A 19081-nucleotide genomic window follows, 5' to 3' on the forward strand; every position below is an offset into this window, starting at 1 on the left:
CTACACCCTTATATCCGTAATCCGTTTAATGAGCAGGAATCCACACAATACAATTGCAACAAAGACGACGAACAAAATGAGCCCGAACGGCGTAAAGAGGACATTCAAAAATCCTTTGATGAACAAGTTCATCATCAATGCCATTAAAAATGGCATCACAACGAGGATATACGCAATGGAACGGCTTTCCGCAGTAACTGTGGAAATCTCTTTATGAATTCGGTTCCGTTCCTCAAGTGTTTCAGCCATATTCGACAAAACGGCTGATAAGTTTCCCCCAACCCGCTGTTGAATCAAAATGGTGCTGACAAATATGGCGACGTCCTTACTGGGTACACGTTGACGGAATCCATTCATAACCGTTTCCAAGCTGTCCCCTAATTTCAATTGCTGATCAAACCTTTGAAACTCTGGCCCATTCGGCGCTTTCGTATTGTGTGCGACCATCTCAATCGCTTGCGGAATCGTTTGTCCCGCTTTAATACCATTTGACATGGACCGGCAGATTTCAGGCAATTGGCGATTGAAAGATTCGGTCCGTTTATTTTTCCTCGAACTCAAAAATGCTTTCGAACTCCCCATGACAATCAAATAGGCAATTAATAAAGACATCAGGAAGTACAAACCTAGCAAAAAGTGATTAATAAACGTGAAGAGGCATAATAAAAGAATATAAATCCCCATATATTCGGAAGGTTTTAAAGTGAGATTCGCCTGTTTCAGCTTGTTTTCCAATTCCTGTGAAAGTTCGGATCGGTCGAACAAGTTGCCTAAAAACAACACGACACTGTTCCGTTCCTGTTGTAGCTCCGTTTCGAACCAGTCTTCAACACGTTTACTTGTCTCTTTTTGTTGCTTTGCCCGGAGCAAATAATAGATTGATAGACAGAATGTGAAGATGGCGGAAGTAAGTAAAGGGTATGTCCAACTCATACGTACATACCTTCTTTGAAAATCGTTTCATCGAACGCAATTCCGTAACTGTTGAAACGGTCCATCAATTTAGGTCGATAACCTGTCGCTCGGAATTCTCCTTCGATACGTCCATCGGCTAATGTCGCTTGACGACGGAACGCGAAAATATCTTTCGCGAAGATTTCACCGTCTTCCTCGATCAGTTCCGCGATATTGACAATTCTTCTTTTCCCATCTGAGAAACGAGACGTTTGAACAATCAAATCCAATGCCCCGACAAAATAACCGCGGATGACGTCGACTGTCAGCGGCAATCCGGCCATGATGACCATTGCTTCCAATCGGCCGAGCGCATCTTTCGGGCTGTTTGCGTGAACCGTTGTAAGCGACCCTTCGTGACCTGTGTTCATCGCCTGAAGCATGTCGATCGCTTCAGAACCCCTGACTTCCCCGACGATAATTCTGTCTGGCCGCATTCTGAGCGCGTTCTTCACTAAATGGCGAATCATCACTTCTCCGGTCCCTTCCATATTCGGTGGCCGCGCCTCTAAACGGACAAGGTTGTCATAGGTAAAACGGAGCTCTGCCATATCCTCTATCGTCACAATTCTTTCCCCTTTGGGAATCGATGCCGATAATACATTCAACAGCGTTGTCTTCCCGCTCCCGGTCCCGCCGGAAACCAGAATATTGGTCTTCGCTTGAACAGCCGCTTTCAGAAATTCTCCCATTTCCATCGAGAAACTGCCGAAAGCCATCAAATCCTCGAGTGAGAAAGGGTCTTTTTTGAATTTCCGTATAGAAATGGAAGGTCCATCCAAGCTGATTGGCGGAATTACTGCATTTACACGGCTCCCATCCAATAGACGGGCATCCACCATCGGCGAGCTTTCATCGATTCTTCGGCCCAAAGGCGCGATAATTCGGTCGATAATATGCCGGACATGCTCATCATTGTTAAAACGCACGCCGGATTGTTCCAGCTTCCCATTTCTTTCAATAAACACATCATTCGGCCCGTTCACCATAATTTCTGTGATCGAGTCATCTCTCAGCAACGCTTCAAGCGGGCCGTACCCGACAGATTCATTGATAAGTTGCTGAATGATTTCTTCGATCTGATCGTTCGGAATAATGACTCTTTCTTCGTTGATCATTTGCAAAACAAGTCTTTCAATCGTCTGTTTTCGCTCCATCGGATTCAGGACGATGATACTTTCCAAGTTCGCTTCTTTAATCAGTCTACTTTTGTAATGCTTTACCCAGATGTCGACTTGCGATTGTGTAACTGCCCATTTGGCATCTACCTGTTTTCGATTAGACGTTTTTTCTATCCAGGACATACCATCACTCCTTCGCTTTCAATACAAAGGAATCTATGTATTTCTTCATATCTTTTGCGATTTTCGAATCACCTTTATGCTTTTTGTTCCTATAAAATCCGGTTCCCATATTGATATTGGGCTGAATCCCATAAAAATCATCCGCAAATTGCGCTTCGATTTCCGTTCCGATTATTTTTTTAATATCCGATGCGGTCATTTCACTTTTAGCATGGACTTTATTCAACAATAACGTTTTCGACATACCCGCACCGATGGAAAACTTCTCGAATAATTCCTTTGCATATTTATAAGACCGGAGACCTAAACTATCCGGTGTCATGACGTAATGTATTTTTGTCGCTGCATTGAGCGCAGTAAATGTAATAGAATTCATGGCAGAAGGGAGATCCAATATGACATGATCGAAATGAACGCGCGCCACACGTATCAGTTTGGCGATCAGTTCATCTGTGATCTCTTCTGTCTTTTCGGGGTCGGATGGGCTCGAAATGACGAACACCCCTGTATCGACATGTTCGTTCGCGATATTTTGTAAATGCCTCATTTCGATTTCATTCACGACTGGTAGCAGATCATAATAAGATCTTTGGGGCTGCATGGAAAATAGTGCGTCTGTCACGCCGTACTGGGCGTTCAAATCTACGAGCAGCACTTTTTTTCCGTAGTGCACGCTGAAGGATTGACTCATCATGGCCGCCAAAATCGTACAGCCACTGCCCCCTTTTGCGCTATAGAAAGCATGGACTTCTCCCGTGCCAAATCCCATATCCGCTTCCCTTTGAATCGTATACTGGTTGACAATCTCCTGTACGAGCGCTTCAAGTCGAAGCTCTTCTTCCGGGAAAACGATGATATCCTTCGCTCCTCGGATCAGCCATTCCCTCGAAACTTCGAAGTTCTCTTTTCTCGTCAATCCAATGACCGCACTCATCGCAGTCATTTGAGGAATGATTTGTTGAAGCGGGACGGTATCTAAATCGAAAAAGTAAATATGGACCTGTTGCTGCCCTAACATCTTTCGCATTTCTTTGGCAACAGTCAGATGAAGGCCGTTTTTTTCCGCATATTCCGAAATGCGTTCTTGCCATTCTTCATCTTCTGTCAGTAAAAGTGCATTCACTTGGAACATACGTTCACAACTCTCTTTCTAAACCGATGATCATTTCTCTTTCTTTGTGCCTTCTTCCACTTTAACTTCCGTTACAGGTTCTTCTTTCTTTTTCTCTTCCTTCACTTCAGGCTTTGTTTCAACAATTGGTTTGGACGGTTTGTCCTCAACTTCCTCCTTGTTATCATTCACTTGATTCACACGGAGGACACGGATCTGCTTGGCAAAATTTTGATAGTGGATCAGTTTTTCAGCTTGTTCCAGCGGTAAAGAAATTTTAATATTTTTGCTCCCTACTACATCGTCTTTTTCAATTTGAACGACTTTGATATTGGAGAGCAATCTCTTCGTTTCCACTTTTTTTTCGACTTCCCTTGAGACAATGACATCTACAAGATCGCCTTCCGTCACTTGTTGGTCGATCAAGACCAGATCGGTTGCATTCAGCCAAACGACACGCTCATTCGCAGGGATATCCAACTTTTTCCGCACTAGATTTTTTGTCAGCAAATCGCCTGATTTCAAATTAACGATCGTAATGACTTCTTCCAGATCACTTTTATCTGTTATGAAAGAAGAATACGCACTGTTTTTCGGTAATTTCACCCATTCAATATCATTCATATCAAGTTCGCGATAGGACTGGACATCCTTGGTCACAGAAGCGACTTCCACCGTTTCACCAAGTCTTTCCTGCGCTTGACTGATTTGGACAAGCACAACGCCCGCAGTCACAACCGCCAATATGAACGAAATTGTTAGAAATATAATCGCTTTCCTTTTTGAATCTATCAACAGAATTCCACTCCAAATCAATTACGTCTCGGCGTAATTGCGTCCAGATTTTGAATTGCGAATCGAACAGCGAAGGGTTCGATTTGCCGTATTTCTGCATATTTTGCAGAAATTAAGGCACTTAGATAAACGCAATTAACTCCTTTCAAAATCTGTGACATCCGCCGGAGGCTTGGGCCAACAGGATGTTGGTCACTCAGGCGTTGCCGCAGGACGCGGCGAACTTAGCCTGAGTTCTTCTAATCAGCAGGTAGTTTGGCCCCTCTCTGATTGAAAAATATTCTGGCATTCATCCCGCCACTTATGGAAATGAGGGACTACTGCTGAATCAAGTTAACGTTAATTTCGATCAGATCTTTCCGGTAGTGGAAAGATAGAAAGATAGTTTATTGAATTTGGGAAGGCCCATTTTTCCAGTGGATAATACTCCAAATTTTCCCTTTCGGGGACTTCCGTGTTTCCGACCGCAATAAATTTTGTTTCCGGATGACTCTTCAATAATTGATCTAATAAAGCTGTATTCGTTTCACTTTTTTTATTTTCAAGCCGTTCGCCTGATAATAGATAACACTTCTTTTTCGGCTTTCGTCCGATTTTTTGATAATTGGATACCGTGATTCTTTTTACATTACTGATCAAATGGCCGTTCGCAGGTGGCACAGCTCTCGAGAGGGAATAACCTTCCCCCATCATTTTCACTAAGTAAAGCGCGTAGGCCCGATGCTTCGATCCATCTACGATCTGGAGTGTATATTCAGGTAAGTACCAATTGCGGACCCGCTGTAATGCACCTTCATCCGTCATCTTGCTATCGTAAATGTACAAGATGCGACGATGCTTGTTTAAATGCATCCCGATTTCTGCAAGCTCCTCTTCCATCGTTCTCTTTACGACAGGTAATCGTGTTTTCAACAGACGATTCTCTTTTTTCCCAATAATTTCCTCGAGTTTCTGCTTTTTCTTCAAAGAGGGTTCTCGAATGATTACTTTCATGTCTTTCGGAACCGGTATCCCTAATGTTTGATCGATTACTATACGCACTGTCAGTCACCTCTCAATCCATCGAATCATATAACTGCTGTCGCGTTTGCTTGATCAATTCAAGCTTTTCCTTTTTTAATGATTCTCCGTATTCATTCATCGTTTCACGTCGCTCATCCAATTTGTCGACGAGTTCAAATTGTGTCTCGTTATCGATTCTGTCGGCCTTACGCAATACGCTGACGGCCGCTCGCATATTGCTGTTTTCTACAGAAGCGAAGTCATAAAATGACGATGCCAGTTTCAACACCTCATCGTTCAATTGAATGGTGCGGTTATCAATTTGCATGCCATGATTCACTTTTTGACTCATTTCCTTCACAACAGCATTCGCTTCTTCCAACATCGATTGGAATGTATTTTGGAAATCGATTGTCGATTTGACGTTTGCGTATTTGCCGTTTCCTTCATCCGCCACTTTTTTCAATTTCGTTTGCCCTTCACTGTCTACATTGAATCCGATGACGTTCACTTCGACTCCGAGATCTGATTCCGCAAGCGTTTTGGCTTCTGCAACCGGATCTCCACCGCAAGTCTCTACGCCATCACTGACAACGAAAATCATATTTTGCGTTTTTTCGGACGCTTTCACACGTAAATCTTCTCCACCCGCTTTGATCGCAGCGGCAAGAGGGGTCCAACCTGCAGCTTCGAATTTTGTTAAGGCGTTCGTAAATTCAGCTTCGTTATAAAAATTAGGCTGATAGATCAGCTCGTTGCTCGCACATGACATGGCCTTATCCGCACTCGAACCGGTACCTTCATGACCATAGACGCGCAGCGAAATGATCGTTTCCTCTGGAAGTCCTGCTCCGAAGCGCTTCACCGCATCTTTTGCAAGTGCCATCATTTGTTCTCCACCGATCGTTGCTTTCATACTGCCACTCGCATCAATGAGTACCGCGATGTTCAGCTGCTTTTTCTCACGCTTGTCAATTCCGTATTCGCCATAGTTCGGCTCAAAGTTTACAAGCGGATTGTGCACAGCAGAATAGTCCATCGCAAACCATTCAACGATCCCGTTATACATCTCATCCATCGTCAGATCTTCCACTGGGAACTCTTCCATGAATACGAGATCTTCAGGCTTTAATTTTTCGCTTAAAAACCCAATTTCTTCCATCTCTACACCTACACCTGCTTCGATGATGGCTAACGCATCGGATGGTGCTTCGCTAAATTCAACCAGCTCTTTTTCTTCTTGAGACTTGTTTAGATCCGTCTCCCCTGTCTCTTGTTCTTGTTTATCCTGATGAGCCCCTTGCGTTTCCTCTTTGTCATTGCACCCTGCAAGAAGAAGCGCCATACAACCAATCGTAGTTATTAACAGTTTCTTCACGAACTGAAAACCTCCAACGTAAACGTCTCAAGTAAATCTAGCACTCTATTGACGTATGATAATCTTCACATAAATAATGAATATCATTCCATTTCCAGTATGTCAAAATCCTGTCACATTCGTAATAATCTATTTAGTCATATTGACTCTATGTCCATTGTCATTTATAAATTTGGTTCTTCCCTCTGTTACGTAAACTTAATAGACGGTCAACAAAAAATAGGTCTATCCGCACTAGCGATGATAACTCGCATTATGCACGAAGGACTTTCAACCTTTTTTCTATAATTTTCTAATAAGAAGACTCGTTCAAAACAACTTGAAATCAAGCTGTTTGAATGCTAAATAAATAAAAAACACAGCGCAGGGAACATCGAACTATTCCTCGCTGTGTTTTTTAGATGGATTATTTCTGCTTTAACGTATAATTCGCAAAGCCTTCTTTCGTAGGAGATAGATAGTCGATACCGGTCTCTGTTGGAATGAAGTCTTTTGCTTTAGCTGCCGTTTCAAAGATGATATTGGTATTTTCGCCGAATGGTGCGAATGTCCAGTTAGCATCTGCGGATGGATCGATGGTACCGACGTCAATCATATAATCGATGATTGCTGCCCGGTTTTCATACGCATAGTCAATGGCGTCCGTCGCATTGCGGACACCCGGGAAATTACCGCTTGCCCGATAATTGTTCGTCACAACGATAAATCGCTGTTTCGGATCGATCGGTTTACCGTCGTATTGTAAATTGACAACCCGACTGGCCTTTTCATTGATCGTACCGCCCGCATAATCGTATTTCGCAGGTTGTGTCACATCAAATTCATACGTAACCCCATCGATGACATCAAAGTTATACGTGCGGAATTCTTCATTGATCAATTGTTGTTCCGCCGTGGAGGTAGGATCGATCTGGTTGAACTGGCCTGCCGACATTTCCAACCATTCCTTCACATCTGCTCCTGTCATGATGAGCGAAAAAACCGTATTGTCATAGACATACAAGTCCGCTACATTTTTAATGGCCATTTCACCGACCGGAATTTCGGTATAGTAGTTTGCTCCGTTACGGCCTCCCGCTTTAAATGGTGCACCTGCCGAGAGGACAGGTAAGTCCGCGTATTCCGTTCCTTGGATCCGCTGTTCGACAAGCCATTTTTGGGCGTTTGTCACAATTTGGATGGAAGGGTCGTCTTGTACAAGTGCAAAATAGCTGTTGATCGTTGCTGTTGTCTGTCCGACTGGACTGCGCACATAGTCGATTGTCCCTTCATGTGCTTCTTTTACGGCGTCGATCACTTTCTGGTCGACTTTGTCAGACGTTTTATCGATTTCGCGGACGGCACCTTGTCCTTTGACAACAGTCCATTGATCACCTGACTTTTCCAGCTCGAGATCGATGACGCCTAGATGGCTACCGAATTTACCAGGCATGACAATCGGTGTCCCATTGATCGTCCCTTGTTTTTGATCGACATGTTGCAGGTCGCTGAAATCGCCTGGGAAAACGGCATGGTTGTGGCCTGTTAACACCGCATCCACACCTTCTAGTACGGTGATTTGATACGCGACGTCGTCCTCTCCTTTGTCATGGGTTTCATCACCGATCCCTGAATGGGAAAGGACAACGATGATGTCTGCCCCTTGGCCTTTCATCTCTGGGATGAATTGCTCAACCGTATCCGCCGCATCCTCCACCGTCACTTTCCCTTCCAAATGTGCGCGATCCCAGCGCAATATACCGGGTGCGACCACACCGATGACACCGACTTTCAAATTATGGGCCTCCCCTTTGCGATCGGTCACTTCTTTATCAAAAATAACGTAAGGCGTATAGCGATTTTGCTTTGTTTCCGCATCATATACATTCGCGTTCAACACCGGGAATGGCGCTTCTTTCAAGACGAGATCCAAATAATCCAACCCATAGTTGAACTCGTGATTCCCTAATGTACTCGCATCAAAATCGAGTGATTGAAGAGCCGCAAGCGCGGGATGAAGTTCCCCTTCCTCCAACGGATCCACAGTCACTTTATAACCGCCAAGCGGCGTCCCTTGGATCAAGTCTCCATTATCAAATAGCAGATGATTCGGTTGCTCAGCGCGTGCCTGCTCAATGAGGACCGCTGTTTTCGCCAGTCCGATTTCATTGGATACTTTGTCCTGGTAATAATCGTAGTTGACAAGATTGGTGTGTAAATCGGATGTCCCTAGTATTCGAAGGGTAACCGAATTTGTCGGCGGTTCAATTTGGTAAGCGGCAAGCATCCGATCGATGATTTTTGTCATTTGTACGTTGGTCACAACTTTCTGTGGCTTTGCAGTTCCATCTTCAAATCCTTGTAATAAGCCGAGTCCGACACTTTTAGCTAACTCTGCTGTTTCGGCTGTTTTAAACGCAGCTTTATCTTTGAATTTATCGAGCAGTTCTGGTGAGAATGTTTCATTCGACGGAATAGCCCTTGAAGCGATCAGAAATGCATGTTCACGCTTCAACTTCTGATCCGGTTCGAATGTTGTAGGTGTGATTCCTTTGACAATCCCTTTTTCCACCGCGATTTCCACATAAGGCGCCAATTGTGCATCGACATCCGAAAATGGGATCGACGTGCCATCCCCCAGTTCCCAATCAAGCGCTTGTACCACGGCTTGAATGTATTCGCCCCGGGTCACTTCGCCTGCCGCCCGGGCAGCATTTGCCTGCGTTGCAAATGAAAAGCCACTGAAAGTGAGCGTCACAAAGACCATCCAGATTCCGATCTTTTTCACTATTGACATTCTTTCATCTCCTTTATCATTTTCCTTTCTAGTAGCTTATCATGGAAACGTCCTTGATCTGAACGAACAACGCTCTGAATTATTGAAATTATGAGAATAGAACTAGTGGACTCCTCCATTTGTTATACAGGGATTGCAATACCGTTCGAAAAGATGTATACATAAGTAGACATCACGCTAGGGCAAGAACGGAATCCCCCTTACGATTCGCTTTGAGAGATTTTCACTTTCACATCAGAGGTATATCGCCACATCACACAGTCATCACTACGATGAATCTAGTGACTTCTGAGGATCAGAATTTCTGCCCTGATGGGTGATCCAACACCAGCTCGTTAACCGATTTATTGCCGAAAGCTGCGATTTCATGGGCACACTTTCTTCCTTACAGGTTCAGTGTGGCATTGCCACCGCAAGGCAACGAATCTTTTCATTGAAACTTAGAACATATGATATAAAAGGTCGATTTTCTGACCAAAAGTATAGGTTTTCCATTGTTTGCTGAGTTCTTTCCATTGTTCAACCCTTTTTTTCCGAAGAAGTGAATCTTGATTTCCTTGAATGAACTGATGTATGGGAACTCTTTCGATTTTTTTCAAACCTAGACCTCTTCTTGCAATCACCATCGCCGCGCCTTCATGCGAACTGAGTCCGTATCTTTTCATGAATTTATGTTGTCCTATTTGACTCGTATAAGCCGGATTGACAGCTACGAGTGCTACGCCGTCTTTTTGACATTTACTCGTTAACATGGATTGATACGAAGAATACGCAAAGCCGCTTAACATTTTCGCTTGCTTCTTCGACCGTTGCTTTAGTTGTTGTTTTTTCTTTTTAAAATCCAATTTCTCGTAGGCAATCGGCTTTTGTTTCGCCACCGCATAGTCCACAACGATTTTTAATGCATCGCTTAGACTTTGTTTCGCCTGTTCGCTCGACACATGATACGCCTTAAAAGGAACCTGAAACGAATGCACATAATTCCCGAAACGGTCAACTTCTGTGACAGCTAAAAAGTTGGCGTTAAAATCGACGCCGATTTGACCATGGTTTTGCAATGTTTTTATTTCAGGCGTGTCTACATCGACCGATATATTGAGATACCAGTGTTTGTTTTTGAAGATAAATTTACAGGTCAGGGCCCGATAATACCGAACTTTGTTTCTTTTTCCCTTTGTATAACCGATAGTTGGAATTTTTGCTTGATCAATATTTTCTTGTCCATATGTGAAGTTTATGTTTGGAAGCACGATATGTTTTCCAAATTTCCCTTCATCTTTTCGGTTGACACGGATACGCAACTGATTGTCCACATCGTACGTACAACTTTGATTGCCATAGGTTTCGTCTTTCGATCCGATAAACGTAAACTGTGAGGCACGCGCTGTTTGCCAGTTGTTTTTCCATTGCTCAAATGACAAATTGTTATCTATTAGATGAAATTGTTTATGAAAGAATGCTTTTGAGCCGAAACACAGGCGAACAATGCCACGTTTCTCGTCACTTTCCAAGCGTTCTAGCTTTAGTTGCAACCGATGTAGCCTTCTCTTTTTTTGATGAATCAATTCTTTTAACTTTCGATAGTTCTTCACTTTTTTCAAAAAGAGAGGCTCATTACCCTTCATTGTTAGTAAAGAGAGGTGAGCCTTTTCTTTTTGGACAATCTTTTTTGTTAGGAACTTTTTAGTTTGATCAAACTTTTCTCTGGCTTCCTCGATATAAAGCTTTGTGAGTTTCCTTTTCGACGAAACCCGTCCATCCAATTGGTTTTTGGTACTGTTGTATTGCCTCGCTGTGAGTTGATAGTTTGCACAGTATTCTATTTTCAATTGATTTGCCGGTCTTTTTCGAACGTATAAATCCACAAACAACTTTCGTTCGATACGGCCAAATTCTTGGGCATACTGTTGAAAATAGTCATAGACAGGCATTTCACTCTGATCCAGAAGAACAATCATCTCGTTCTTCAATTTTGTTTGATAAGTTCGGAACATCGATGATGACCTCCTTGACTGTTTTTTGCAATTCTTTATGTTTTTCATTTCGAAGCCCGTACAATTTTCCAGAGAAATTCGTAATAATACTAATCAAATCATCGGCTAGTTCTTCCTGAACAGTCCTCGTTTTTTCATCATCGTCTAATACGTGAATCATGACATGAAAACTTTCAAAGTACTTTTCCAAATACCCGTAACCAAAACGAGTTAAACGATCTTTATAGCGAATGGCTATATCCGTGATTCGCCCTTCACTCGCCAAATTCATGAGCTTTAGCAAACCCTTTCGCCTGTCGTTTAGACCAGAACCAACATCCGTGATGGTTTCAACTAATAAATATTGCGTATCAATTTTCTCCTTTAAAAATTCGGTTTGACGATCTAAATCTCCTTTTTGTTTTTGCTCATTTGATGATACGCGTGCATATATCGCGATTTTCCTTTGTTTTATAGATTTTTTCCCGAGGAGTCTTTCAACTTCACTTAGTGGTATTCTTCTACGCCCTCCAGGTGTACGGATAATCGCTATTTTCCCACTCGCATCCCAACGCTGAATTGTTTTTGTCGTTACGCCTAATATTCCACATGCTTCCTTCATCGTTAATAATTTATCCATATTCATATTTTACATTAAATCCACCTAATCATCTATATATGTCTACTTAATTATCTATATGTCTACTTAAATTACTGACAGTTGAAAACCCCCGATCCTGATAAGCGGACGGGGGTACATGCTTATTTTGTTTTATTGGCGATTTCCATTGCACGGTTCGTGCCTTCAGCCGCCTGATCAAGCGCTTCTTGCGGGTCTTTCCCTTGGTAGAGGTCTTCCAATGCCGTGACGATTTGCTGGCGCGATTCCGGGAAGACGGAAATGAGTGCCCCTTGAGTAGCCAGCCCTGGAACTGTATCTTGCAACTGATCGACAGTTACTTTGTATTGAGGGAATTCACTCCATTTCTCTTTTACGTTTTCTTCATCATAGGCTTTCGGATTGATCGCAAAGTAGCCTGTGTCGAGATGCCATTTCGCTTGCACTTCAGGCGTCGTCAAATATTTCATGAATTCCCATGCGGCTTCTTGTTCATTTTCCGCAATCCCTTTGGACATCCAAAGCGAGGCTCCGCCAATGACGACCCCGTTCCGCTGCACTTCATCCGCATGCGGAATATAAGCGACACCTACCTCAAATGGTGCATTCTGGATGGCTCCGGCTACACCTGCGGAAGAATCCATATACATCGCCACTTTCCCAGTTGAGAAGGCCGCACGGATATCATCCCAATTCGTACCAAAGTTGCCGAATGTGCCGGCTTTGTTCATCGTATCGAGGAAATTGAAGACGTTCAGCCCCTCCGGACCGTTGAACAGTGCTTCCGTCGCATCACCAGAACGACCGTTGTCTTCATTGACATACAGACCACCTTGCGTAGCGACAAGTTGTTCAAAGAACCAACCGTATGTCAGCATGGAAAAGCCGTACATTTCATCCGTTTTCAGCTTCGCAGCCGCATCAATCACTTCGGAAAACGTTTCGGGCGCTTTCTCGGGATCAAGCCCCGCTTCTTCGAAAGCGTCTTTGTTATAGATCATGACCGGCGTCGAGGAATTGAACGGCATGGAATACAGATCTCCATCCACTTTATAGTAGTTCAAAATGTTTTCCTCGAGCTGGGAAAGGTCATAACTATCTTTGTCGATAAAGGACTGCATCGGCTCGATATAACCGCTATCAATCATATATTTCGTACCGACTTCGAACACTTGGGTGATGGCCGGCGCATCTTTTGTCCCTCCGACACTACGCAGCTTCGTCAGCGACTCCTCATAACTTCCTTGGAATTCCGCTTTTACTTCATATTTATCTTGAGATTCGTTAAAGCCGGCAACAATCGCGTCGAGCGACTCCTGTCCAGTTCCTGACATCGCATGCCAGAAATCGATGGTCACTTTGCCTTCCTCTGTTCCGGTGTCTTCACTATCGCTCGGGGCCGGATTGTCCGCGTCGTTATTTGTATTGCTGTCGCTGTTCGTACACGCCGTGAGAATTGCCACCGTGAGAAGAAGCAACCAAAATAGAGAAGGCTTTAACAAGTTTTTCATCTTTCCAAACACCCCTTTTATTTGTTATCGAACCGAACCGTCTTTCACTTTAATGCGCCTTGTGATAGCCCTTTCTGCAATTGCTTCTGTCCGATGAACAGCAGCAAGAGCGTCGGGACAATGACGACAATGACACCAGCCATGACCACCCCCCAATCTGTTGCAATCTCTTGGGACTGCAATTGTTTCAACCCGATTTGTACAGTCCGGACTGAACTGTTCGTCGTAATAAGTAACGGCCATAAGTACATATTCCAAGTCGTCAGGAATCCATAGGCCCCCAATGTGACCAGGCTTGTTTTCGACACAGGCAAGACGACCCGCCAGAAAAAAGCGAAGCGACCAAGCCCCGCAATTTGCGCAGCTTCTTGGAGTTCTTTCGGAATTGTCTTGAAATGCTGGCGCAGTAGAAATGTGCCGAATGCGAGCGCAAAAAATGGCAACGTCAGCCCTTGGTACGTATTCAGCCAATCGAGTTTTTGGATGATAAAGAAGTTCGGAATCATCGTCGCTTCCCATGGAATCATCATCGTCGAAATGAACAAGAAAAAAATGAAATCCCGTCCCTTGAACTGGATGAACACAAAAGCATAAGCAGCCAGACTGCAAACCGCCAGTTGCCCGAGCATGACACCTGCGGATACGATGAAACTGTTTAACAAATAATTGAGCAAAGGAAGCCGCTCGAATACTTTGACATAGTTTTCAAGACTAAAAGAATGCGGTAGAAATCTTCCTTGCAATATTTCAGGACCCGTCATAAACGAAATCATAAACGCATATAAAACTGGGAAAAACACAAGCAAAGACGTGATGATCAGTAGGAAATACATCCCTATTTTTTTCGGAAGGCTTATCATCATTGGTAATGCACCTTCCTTTCACCCAATTTAAATTGGAGGATGGTCACAATCAGGATGATGATAAATAGAATGACTGCCTGGGCACTCGCTGTCCCGAACTGATAATTGATAAAAGCTTCCCGGTAAATCGAATAGACGATCAAATTCGTCGATTGGGAGGGACCGCCTTTCGTCAAAATATCGATTTGTCCGAACGACTGGAACGCATTGATTAGCGATATCGTGATAATGAAAAACAAAGTCGGTGACAGCATCGGCAATGTGATTCGCCGCAGACGATAAAAATAACCCGCCCCATCAATTCGCGAACTTTCGTATAGATGCTCATCAATATTTTGCAAGCCGCCCAGCAATATGAGAAATGAAAAACCCGTATTCATCCAAATCGTTGAAATGGAGACGGAGAGAAGTGCCCATTCCGGATCAAGTAACCATTGGATCTGCGGCAAATTCAACACGCTTAACACCCGATTGAACATGCCGATACTCGGATGGAACATGAACAGCCAAATGACGGAAGATGCCGCAACTGAAATCCCCATCGTCGATGAATACAATGTCCGAAAAAAACCGATTCCTTTCAGCTTTTCATTGGCCAATAAAGCGAAAAAGAGGGAAAGGATGATTCCGATCGGCACCGTATACAAAACGAATAAGCCTGTCGCTTTCATACTGTTACGAAACGCGGACGACTCAAGTAAATAGCCGTAGTTTTCCAATCCAACATGCAGAGCCGCATTCCCCGCCTGATCGGTCAAGAAAAAACTCAAATAAATTGTGCGGAACATCGGATAGAATACGAATACTGAAAAAAGAAGGATTGAAGGGAATAAATAGAGTAGGGCCGTTCTACCATTCACCGACTTCTTCCAAAATCCGTGTTTCGTTTGCCTGTTCATACAAGCACCTCTTTACCGAACACAAAGTTTCCGAGATCCGTCGGTTGTTTGATCCGTTTTCCGCTTTTGGATTCAAACAGACAAAGTGCGCCATAATCGGCAAGTAAGGGAATGGAATCTCCGAGATCGATCTGCCATTGGCCACTCCACTTCGCCTGCCATTCGTCGGCACCCAGTTGGAAAGAAAAGACGGTTTCATTCCCCAACACTTCAACATTTGTCACTTCAACGATGAGTTTATCTCCTTCCCTCGTCTCTTTCGTGGCAGGACGCAAATGCTCCGGGCGGATTCCTGCGATCAACGGAGCTTCCGGAAGGGCGTCTATTTCATCCGCTGGAATCGGTAACCGCCAGACATCTCCGACGATAAGTTCGGAGGCCTTTTTGTCCACCATAGCCTGCGCCAAATTCATCGGCGGCGAACCGATGAACGTCGCAACGAAAGGATTCGCCGGGTTGTTGTAGATGTCGATCGGTTTTCCGACTTGCTGGATCTTTCCTTCATGGAGAATCATGATCCGATCACCCATCGTCATCGCTTCCACTTGGTCATGGGTCACATAGATCATTGTAATGCCGAGTGTACGTTGGATTCGCCGGATTTCTGAACGCATATGCGCACGGAGCTTGGCATCGAGATTAGATAACGGTTCATCCATCAGACAGATCGGTGCTTCGCTCACAATGGCACGGGCAAGTGCAACCCGCTGTCGCTGTCCTCCTGACAATTCGCGGGGTTTACGCTTAAGAAATTCCGTCAAGCCTAGCATCTCAGCCACTTCTTCTGTCCTTTTTCGCTGCTCGTCTTTCTTCACTTTTTTCACGTCAAGACCGAACGAAATATTTTGCTGGACCGTCAAATGCGGGTAGAGAGCATAGTTTTGGAATACCATGGACAGATCACGTTTATCTGGCGGTAGATCATTGGCCACTGCCTCGCCGATTTTCAATGTCCCACTTGTAATCTGTTCCAAGCCGGCAATCATCCGCAGCATCGTACTTTTGCCGCATCCGGAAGGTCCGACCAAAACGAAAAATTCGCCAGGTTCGATGGTAACGTTTATATTGGAGATGACATCCACTTGTTTATCATAAGATTTTGATAGATCGATCAGTTCAACTTTTTTCACCTATTCAGCCCCTTTCCAAGAATAAGCTTTTTTTTCATGGCTACTATACTCTTTCACCGGGGAGGTCCATCACTCCTGTTTCATTTAGCATTCTTTACAATTTTTTACGTTTACTTTATGAGAGAAGGTGCTGTACTGATGAAAAAAGTCATGATTTCTTTATTGATATTCATCCTCTACGGCTGTACACAACCGACTGTCCGGCCAGTCGAGCTGCCGCCGGAAGACGTTCTAGTCATTGCTCACCGAGGTGCTTCTGCCTATGCACCGGCCCATACAATTGCCGCCTATGAGATGGCTGTTGAAATGGGAGCTGACTACATCGAACTCGATTTACATATGACAAATGACGGTAAACTCGTAGCCATACATGATCCTGTCGTGTCATTTCAATCGGCAACACGAGCCATTGCGGATATTACATTGGATGAATTGCTATTATATTCGCCAGGAGAAGTGTTCAACAAAGAAAATCCACAGTACGCTTCCGATAAATATGAAGTCGAGCGGATTGTTGAATTAAAAGATATCTTTCAACATTTCAGTATGAGCACCAATTATTATATAGAAATAAAATCACCCGACCATTATCCGGGTATTGAAGAGGAATTGATCAGACAACTTCAAGCGCATCATTTATTGGATACCAATGACCAGCCTCCCAAAGTCATTATCCAATCGTTCGACACGGATAGTCTGCAAAAAGTATTCCAGCTGGAACCGACAATACCGCTTATCCAGCTAGTTCGATTTGAGAAGGAAGCATCTTTCACAAAAAAGGAGCTAAAGAGGTTAAAAAGTTATGCATCTGGCGTCGGTGTGAATTGGGATGCGATCACACCATCATTCGTTGAAACGATGCACAAAGAAGGAATGGACGTCCATGCTTTTACTGTCAATGATGAGGATACGATCCGTTTGCTACTGACACTTGGTGTCGATGGCATTTTTACCGATAAGCCGGATCTCGCCGTTCTGTTGCGGGATGAAGCCTATCGGCTGGACTTTGACTGATTGGCAAATAAATAGCTTTGATTCAGCAGGAAGTCTGCTCTTCCTGCTGAATCAAGTTAGACCTTAACCTGGGCTCTAAGCACGTTTTTCAACACTTTACCGCTTGCATTACGCGGAAGCGTATCAAGAAATTCAAGCTCTGCAGGTACTTTGAAGGAGGCAAGCTGTGTCTTGCAAAACGCTAGGACAGCTTCTTCCGAAAGCGTTTCTCCTTCTTTCAAAACAATATAGGCTTTCGGCACCTCCCCATACACTTCATGCGGAATGCCTACGACAGCTGCCTCCAACACTTCAGGAATGGCATAGAGCGCTTCTTCAATTTCTACAGGATAGACATTTTCCCCACCTCGGATGAGCATATCTTTTTTACGATCGACAATATAAAGCAAACCGTCCTCATCGAAGCGACCAAGATCCCCACTATACATCCAGCCATCTTTTATGGTCCGGGCAGTCTCTTCTTCATTTTTCAAATAGCCCTTCATCACTTGAGGACCTTTCACGATAATTTCCCCCACTTGCCCTGGCGGCACTGACTGACCGAATACATCGACCACCTGCACTTCCGTTTGTGGCAACGGCTCCCCGACCGATCCGACCTTTTCCAAAGCATAGACATCTTTCAATGTCGTTGCACCCGGGGAATTTTCCGTCTGCCCGTACAAGTTTTGCACTTTCACATCCGGGAACAGCGTCTTCACTTTGCGGATAAGCTCATAAGGCATCGGGGCAGCCCCATAGCAGAACAAGCGTAAATGGGAGAGATCCGCCTGCACAAGGGATGGCGTATTCAGTAGAATGCTATACATGGCAGGTACGCCAAAAAAGATGGTCGCCCGTTCTTGCTCCATCGTACGAATGGTCGTTTCCGGCGAAAAGGCTTCCTCAATAATGACCATTCCTCCTTTGTAAATGACCGGAATACTGAAGACATGACTGGCTGCACAATGAAACAACGGAGCGACGATATGCATCCGATCATGCGCATCCATTTCCATCGATTCACTCCATATCGCAGCGATGGCCGCAATATTCTTATGGGTCAGCATAACGCCTTTCGGTCGCCCCGTCGTACCTGACGTGTAAAAAATGACAGCCGTATCCTCATCAAGCAGCTCCAGTTTTTTGACCTGTCGCTCCCCTTCAATGATTTCTTCAAACTTCCCTTTCACACAAATTGTATCTTGCAATGCCGGCAACTTCTCCGCAATGGAATGGACTACCCCCGCAAACTGATCATCGTAAATGACTCCTTTTGCTTCCGAATGCGTCAAAATATATTCCACTTCCGGTGGCGCCAGCTTTGTATTAATCGGCAATACGGTGATCCCGCCGATCTGGCAGGCGTAATAACAAATGAGAAACGAATCGGAGTTCGTCAATAAAAGCGCCAAGCGGTCCTCTTTCAGATAACCTAATTCCTGCAGATAGCCCGCCAAGTTTTCCGCTTTCCGATAAAAATCCCCATAGGAAATCTCTTTTCCCTTGAACGATGTAACGACCTTGTCCGGCTCCCTGTCAGCAAACCATTTCAATTTCTCCGCAATAAACACCGTCAAACTCCCCCCATTTTCGTTTCTATCATCCTTTATATTGTTAGATAATTATAAATAGTCTAACCAGTTATTGCAAGTTAATTGGAAATGAAGACTTTTTAGGGTTGTTGGATGAGCTTAGAGAGAGTATGGGCGTTTGGGAAGCGTTTTTGAGCGTGGGGTGGGAGATATGATCACTTGGAAGGGTTTATGAGCG

15 protein-coding genes are annotated in these 19081 nt (G+C 44.2%); 1 reads left to right on the forward strand and 14 read right to left on the reverse strand.

Going from position 1 to position 19081, the window contains the following annotated elements:
- The 13 genes from MHZ95_RS14535 to MHZ95_RS14595 all read right to left on the reverse strand — a co-directional run bounded on the left by MHZ95_RS14535 (position 1) and on the right by MHZ95_RS14595 (position 16315).
- Positions 1–933, reverse strand: a complete 933-nt coding sequence (locus MHZ95_RS14535) for a type II secretion system F family protein (protein ID WP_239391511.1) — start codon at positions 931–933, stop codon at positions 1–3.
- Positions 930–2258: a TadA family conjugal transfer-associated ATPase gene (locus MHZ95_RS14540; RefSeq protein ID WP_239391512.1), complete on the reverse strand. Its 1329-nt coding sequence runs from the start codon at positions 2256–2258 to the stop codon at positions 930–932. The genes MHZ95_RS14535 and MHZ95_RS14540 overlap by 4 nt, the downstream gene beginning before the upstream one ends.
- A gap of 4 nt (positions 2259–2262) precedes the next feature.
- The gene (locus MHZ95_RS14545; protein ID WP_239391513.1) at positions 2263–3390 is read right to left on the reverse strand and encodes a CpaE/TadZ family protein; all 1128 of its coding nucleotides are present in this window, start codon (positions 3388–3390) and stop codon (positions 2263–2265) included.
- A 30-nt stretch (positions 3391–3420) separates the two neighbouring features.
- Positions 3421–4164, reverse strand: a complete 744-nt coding sequence (gene cpaB / locus MHZ95_RS14550) for a Flp pilus assembly protein CpaB (RefSeq protein ID WP_239391514.1) — start codon at positions 4162–4164, stop codon at positions 3421–3423.
- 339 nt (positions 4165–4503) lie between these two features.
- A complete protein-coding gene (locus MHZ95_RS14555; RefSeq protein ID WP_239391515.1) occupies positions 4504–5205 on the reverse strand; it encodes a hypothetical protein in 702 nt (233 codons plus the stop codon).
- Positions 5206–5218: 13 nt separating this feature from the next.
- On the reverse strand, positions 5219–6544 hold the full coding sequence (locus tag MHZ95_RS14560) for a vWA domain-containing protein (RefSeq protein WP_239391516.1): 1326 nt from the start codon (positions 6542–6544) through the stop codon (positions 5219–5221).
- A 406-nt stretch (positions 6545–6950) separates the two neighbouring features.
- Positions 6951–9320, reverse strand: a complete 2370-nt coding sequence (locus tag MHZ95_RS14565) for a bifunctional 2',3'-cyclic-nucleotide 2'-phosphodiesterase/3'-nucleotidase (RefSeq protein WP_239391517.1) — start codon at positions 9318–9320, stop codon at positions 6951–6953.
- Between the two features lie 440 nt (positions 9321–9760).
- The gene (locus tag MHZ95_RS14570) at positions 9761–11314 is read right to left on the reverse strand and encodes a transposase (RefSeq protein ID WP_239391518.1); all 1554 of its coding nucleotides are present in this window, start codon (positions 11312–11314) and stop codon (positions 9761–9763) included.
- Positions 11253–11939 carry an IS607 family transposase gene (locus MHZ95_RS14575; RefSeq protein ID WP_370643056.1) on the reverse strand — a complete coding sequence of 229 codons (687 nt, stop codon included), beginning with the start codon at positions 11937–11939 and terminating at the stop codon, positions 11253–11255. Before MHZ95_RS14575 ends, MHZ95_RS14570 begins: the two co-directional genes overlap by 62 nt.
- A gap of 116 nt (positions 11940–12055) precedes the next feature.
- The gene (locus MHZ95_RS14580) at positions 12056–13423 is read right to left on the reverse strand and encodes an ABC transporter substrate-binding protein (RefSeq protein ID WP_239391519.1); all 1368 of its coding nucleotides are present in this window, start codon (positions 13421–13423) and stop codon (positions 12056–12058) included.
- A 44-nt stretch (positions 13424–13467) separates the two neighbouring features.
- Positions 13468–14286, reverse strand: a complete 819-nt coding sequence (locus MHZ95_RS14585; protein WP_255726791.1) for a carbohydrate ABC transporter permease — start codon at positions 14284–14286, stop codon at positions 13468–13470.
- Positions 14283–15185: a carbohydrate ABC transporter permease gene (locus MHZ95_RS14590; RefSeq protein WP_239391520.1), complete on the reverse strand. Its 903-nt coding sequence runs from the start codon at positions 15183–15185 to the stop codon at positions 14283–14285. Before MHZ95_RS14590 ends, MHZ95_RS14585 begins: the two co-directional genes overlap by 4 nt.
- Positions 15182–16315, reverse strand: coding sequence for an ABC transporter ATP-binding protein (locus tag MHZ95_RS14595; protein ID WP_370643057.1), 1134 nt, complete (start codon positions 16313–16315; stop codon positions 15182–15184). The genes MHZ95_RS14590 and MHZ95_RS14595 overlap by 4 nt, the downstream gene beginning before the upstream one ends.
- Positions 16316–16453: 138 nt before the next feature.
- Between MHZ95_RS14595 and MHZ95_RS14600 the strand changes: the two genes are divergently transcribed.
- Complete coding sequence (locus MHZ95_RS14600) at positions 16454–17329, forward strand: glycerophosphodiester phosphodiesterase family protein (RefSeq protein ID WP_239391521.1); 876 nt, start codon at positions 16454–16456, stop codon at positions 17327–17329.
- Positions 17330–17385: 56 nt separating this feature from the next.
- Here MHZ95_RS14600 and MHZ95_RS14605 read toward each other — a convergent pair whose 3' ends face one another.
- On the reverse strand, positions 17386–18882 hold the full coding sequence (locus MHZ95_RS14605) for a class I adenylate-forming enzyme family protein (RefSeq protein WP_239391522.1): 1497 nt from the start codon (positions 18880–18882) through the stop codon (positions 17386–17388).
- Between the last annotated feature and the right edge of the window lie 199 nt (positions 18883–19081).

Origin of the sequence: Sporosarcina sp. ACRSM (assembly GCF_022346545.1) — a bacterium.
Classification (GTDB): domain Bacteria; phylum Bacillota; class Bacilli; order Bacillales_A; family Planococcaceae; genus Sporosarcina.